Here is a 4,309-nt window from a genome sequence, read left to right on the forward strand (position 1 = left end):
GGCAGCCTTCGGCGTCGATGGTGAGCGGCTTTTCGACGACGACGTCGGCCCCTGCGCGGAGTGCCTCCACGATGTAGTCGGCGTGGGTGTAGTCCGGCGTGGTCACCACAACGCGGTCGATGTTGTTGCCCTGGATGAAGGCGGTGAGGTCCGCAGGATCAAATGACGCCACAGGTCCAGGTGCGCCAAGTTCCTGAATGAGCTTTTGGTAGAACTCCACGCGGCCCGGGTTGACGTCTGAGAATGCCACCAGTTCCGCGGTCTCGGCGTGCTTGCCGAAGATGGCGCGGATGTACATTTCGGAGCGGCCGCCGGTGCCGATCAAAGCGATACGGGCTTTGCCGCTCCGTCCTGCGGCGCCAACAGCGGCGGCGGTGTCCGCGGCAGTTGTTGCCGCCTCTGCAGCAGTACTCGACTCGGCTGTGTTGACCATGAGGGGTCCCTTTCGAAAGCTATAACCCGGCCGCAGCGGGCGGCCTCTGACGTTCGACAATCGGTGCACTGCTGCACCTGCCCAAGAAAGCGTTTTCTCAGGTCGCTATAAGATTTGTACCAACCGGAGCGGGTATCCGTCAACCATTATCAACGCTGGGAGAAAGCGCTTTCTACTGCTCCGGCTGCTGGAGTACCTCACAGCAGGCCGAAAGTTGTGGGAAAACTTGGGAAAACAGAAGAAATCGCTTTCCCGTTGCGGTATATGCTTTGACTCGATACAACGCCGGAGAACCCGGCAGAAACCTGCCGGCAGGCAGCAAGCGGCGTAGGGTGGGGCCCCGCCGCATTGAGGAAGGGACAACCATGGCCAGGAGATCGGCAACCGGCAGGATCGGGATCGCGGATGTTGCCGTCAAGGCTGGGGTGTCCCATGCGACGGTTTCCCGCGTCATGAACGGCAATTTCACTGTGGACCCGGACATTGCCTCCCGCGTCAGGGCCGCTGCGGCCGAGTTGAAGTACCAGCCCAACCCGGTGGGCCGCAGCCTGGCCCTGGGCAAGACTGACACCATCGGCATCGTCGTGCCGGACCTGGCAAACCCCACGTTCCAGGCCATCCTGCGTGGCCTCAGCCGTGCGGCTGCCCAGGACGGGTACCGCGTCCTGATCGCCGATTCCTTTGAGGTATCCAGCGAAGAAACCATCCTCGCTGGTGAAGCCCGCCGGCGCTGCGACGGCCTGGTCCTGTGCGCTCCCCGTATGAGCGATTCTGAGCTGGAAGAGATTGCGCCGTCGCTTCGGCCCCTGGTGCTGATCAACCGCACGACCGCGGCCGCGGATGTGCCAAGCCTGGTGGTGGACTACGGCCAAGGGGTGCAGGACCTAGCCGAACACCTGGTGAACCTGGGCCACACCCGCCTGGCATTCCTGGCCGGCCCGCCGCGAAGCGCGTCCAACGGCATGCGGCTCCAGGGCCTGGAAGCATTCAAGGCCGCCCACCCGGACGTGGATGTCCGGATGCTTGAAGGCGGCTCAGACTTCGACACCGGACATGAAGCCGTGGACGCGGTGCTGGAAAGCGGCGCCACCGGCATTCTTGCCTTCAACGACCTGGTGGCCATGGGCCTCATGAGCGGGCTCCACGAACGCGGGATCGACGTTCCGGGCGACATCTCCGTGACCGGTTTCGACGACATCCCCTTCGCCAGGTACACCACGCCTGCACTCACCACTGCGGCCGTCCCCATCACCGAACTGGGTGAGCAGGCGTGGAACCAGCTCCGCGCGCTGATCCGCAAGGAAGACAATGACGCGCCCGGCAGCCGGTACCAGCCGCGCCTCCAGGTCCGCGCCAGCAGCGGCCCGGCCAAGGCTCCCCGCTCAACGGTGCACGGCTAAACCCCTGCCGTCGCTACACCCAGCACTACTCCGGCTGCCCGCCCGGGCCCACTCCGGCCTCGCGGTAGTAGCCCTCGATGTGGGCAGCCACCAGCCTGGCCGCCCGATCGCCGTCGTTATGCTGAACAGCGGCGAGGATGTCGTGGTGTTCGGCCCGCAGGCGCGCTGCCGTGGCATCCCAGTCCGGCAGGTTGGCAGTGAGCCGGGACGCGTAGCCGGTAATGGATTCGCGCAGCGATCCCATCATCGCGCTGACCACCGCATTCCCCGCCGCGTCTGCCAAGGCAAGGTGGAAACGAACGTCCAGCGCCAGGAACTCATCCACCTCCACCGCTTCGGCATCCATCTTTTCCAGGAGCCGGGAGGCGCCGGCCAGCTCCGGTGAATCAGGCCTGGCGTGGGACACCGCCCACGATTCCAGGAGCACACGTGTCTCCACAATGTCGGCCACCGGAAGGTGTTGAGTGGCAACGTGCAGCCGCAAGGCCGAGCCGAGGGCAGCCGTCGGATCCGAAATCACTACTGTCCCTGCCTCAGGACCGGACCCTACTCCCGCGCGCACAACTCCCATCGCCTCAAGAATCCGGATGGCCTCCCGGACGGAGGTCCGGGACACCTGGAGCTGCTCGGCCAGAGAACGCTCAGCCGGGAGGCGGCCGCCCACTGCCAGCCGTCCCTCGGAAAGCTCGTTCTCAATCCAGGACAGGACAAGTTGGTGGGTCTTCATGGGGCAATAGTAGTTGATGTGGTTGGACCACATGCCCTACAGTGTGGTTAGACCACAGGAAGGTCTGCGCGAACGGCAGACCTGTCACCGGCCCTACGGAGGACGCCATGACCCATACCATCCAGCCCAACAACCCGGAGACCACGCCCGCTCCGGACGCCACGGATGTTCCCGCAACCTCCGCACCCGCAGCTGCCGCGGCTCCTGCCGGCCAGGCCTCCGCCGTGCCGGCAGCACTGAAGCGCCGCATCCCTAAATACTCCGACCTGGCTCCCTTGATGCAATTCAAGAAGCCGGAGTTCAGCAAGGAAGCCCGGCTCAAGCGCGCCAGCACGGTGTGGGAACTGCGCGACATCGCCAAGCGCCGCACCCCGCAGGCGCCCTTTGATTACACCGACGGTGCGGCCGAAGAGGAGATCACCCTCCGCCGCGCCCGCCAGGCGTTCCTGGACATCGAATTCCGTCCCGGCATCCTGCGCAACGTGTCCACCATCGACCTCAGCACCGACATCCTGGGCAAGCCTTCCCGCCTCCCGGTGGGCATCGCCCCCACCGGCTTCACCCGGATGATGCAGTCAGAAGGCGAGTACGCCGGTTCCCAGGCCGCCGAAGCTGCCGGCATCCCCTACACCCTCTCCACGATGGGCACCGCCTCCATTGAGGACGTAGCAGCCGCCGCCCCGAACGGCCGCAACTGGTTCCAGCTGTACCTGTGGACGGACCGCGACCGCTCACTGGAGCTCATCGAGCGTGCCGCCAAGGCGGGCAACGACACCCTGATGGTCACCGTGGACACCGCAGTTGCCGGTGCCCGCCTGCGCGATGTCCGCAATGGCATGACCATCCCGCCGGCACTTACCATCAAGACCGTCCTGGATGCTTCCTACCGCCCTGCCTGGTGGTTCAACTTCCTCACCCACGAGCCGCTTACGTTCGCCTCCCTGTCCCGCTACACCGGTACCGTGGCTGACCTGATCAACTCCATGTTCGACCCCACCCTCACCTTTGAGGACCTGGACTGGCTGCGCGAAACCTGGAAGGGCAAGCTGGTGGTCAAGGGGATCCAGACCGTCGAGGACGCCCGCCGGGTAGTCGATCACGGAGCCGACGGCGTGGTCCTCTCCAACCACGGCGGCCGCCAGCTGGACCGTGCGCCCATCCCGTTCCACCTGCTCCCCGAGGTCAAGCAGGCGTTCACCGCCGACAACACCGACGCCGCAATCATGCTGGACACCGGCATCATGAGCGGCGCGGACATCGTGGCAGCTTTGGCCCTCGGCGCCGACTTTACCCTGATCGGCCGCGCCTACCTTTACGGCCTGATGGCGGGTGGCCGGGCAGGCGTTGACCGCACTCTACAGATCCTTGAAAAGGACATGGCCCGCACCATGGCCCTGCTGGGTGTCAGCAAGCTCTCCGAGCTGACCCCGGACCACGTGCGCCTGCTGAACAAGTAGGTTTCCACCCACATCAGTAGCCTCCATGTCCAGCGGGGACATGGAGGCTACTGATGTGGTTAATGGCTACTTCTTGCGGCCGAACTTGGGCAGGTTGGGCAGGTTCGCGAGCAGGTCGGCCGCCTTGGTGGCTGCGCGGCCAACGGTCCGGCCGATCTGCTGGGGCACGCTGTCATCACTGAGCGGGGCAGCGGTTCCGCCGGGGATGACGACGGCGGGACTCAGGTCAGCGCCGTCGGGCGCCAGCACGCCGGCCGAGACAGCCTCTGCTGCCACCGCGTCGGCCGTGACG

The 4,309-nt window shown here is 65.5% G+C and carries 4 protein-coding genes and 1 pseudogene; 2 read left to right on the forward strand and 3 right to left on the reverse strand.

The window, feature by feature from the left end:
• On the reverse strand, positions 1–433 hold a 433-nt coding region (locus AC5RWX_RS30855), incomplete at its 3' end, for a Gfo/Idh/MocA family protein (RefSeq protein ID WP_494100013.1).
• A 365-nt stretch (positions 434–798) separates the two neighbouring features.
• Here AC5RWX_RS30855 and AC5RWX_RS30860 point away from each other — a divergent pair.
• Positions 799–1,833 carry a LacI family DNA-binding transcriptional regulator gene (locus AC5RWX_RS30860; RefSeq protein ID WP_494100014.1) on the forward strand — a complete coding sequence of 345 codons (1,035 nt, stop codon included), beginning with the start codon at positions 799–801 and terminating at the stop codon, positions 1,831–1,833.
• A gap of 25 nt (positions 1,834–1,858) precedes the next feature.
• On the opposite strand, the gene AC5RWX_RS30865 is transcribed toward AC5RWX_RS30860, so the two are convergent.
• Complete coding sequence (locus AC5RWX_RS30865; RefSeq protein WP_494100015.1) at positions 1,859–2,560, reverse strand: FadR/GntR family transcriptional regulator; 702 nt, start codon at positions 2,558–2,560, stop codon at positions 1,859–1,861.
• Positions 2,561–2,667: 107 nt separating this feature from the next.
• On the opposite strand from AC5RWX_RS30865, the gene AC5RWX_RS30870 reads away from it, so the two are divergent.
• The gene (locus AC5RWX_RS30870) at positions 2,668–4,017 is read left to right on the forward strand and encodes an alpha-hydroxy acid oxidase (protein WP_494100016.1); all 1,350 of its coding nucleotides are present in this window, start codon (positions 2,668–2,670) and stop codon (positions 4,015–4,017) included.
• 66 nt (positions 4,018–4,083) lie between these two features.
• Here the strand turns inward: AC5RWX_RS30870 and AC5RWX_RS30875 are convergent.
• Positions 4,084–4,309, reverse strand: a pseudogene (locus tag AC5RWX_RS30875) (ArsR/SmtB family transcription factor); the annotation flags it as partial.

The sequence above is a fragment of the Arthrobacter sp. SPT-J7 genome, assembly GCF_059089965.1.

What these genes read in the sequence shown, in the direction of transcription:
- AC5RWX_RS30860 (WP_494100014.1), top strand. Translation starts at nt 799, where the DNA reads ATGGCCAGGAGATCGGCAACCGGCAGGATCGGGATCGCGGATGTTGCC.
- AC5RWX_RS30865 (WP_494100015.1), bottom strand. Translation starts at nt 2,560, where the DNA reads ATGAAGACCCACCAACTTGTCCTGTCCTGGATTGAGAACGAGCTTTCC.
- AC5RWX_RS30870 (WP_494100016.1), top strand. Translation starts at nt 2,668, where the DNA reads ATGACCCATACCATCCAGCCCAACAACCCGGAGACCACGCCCGCTCCG.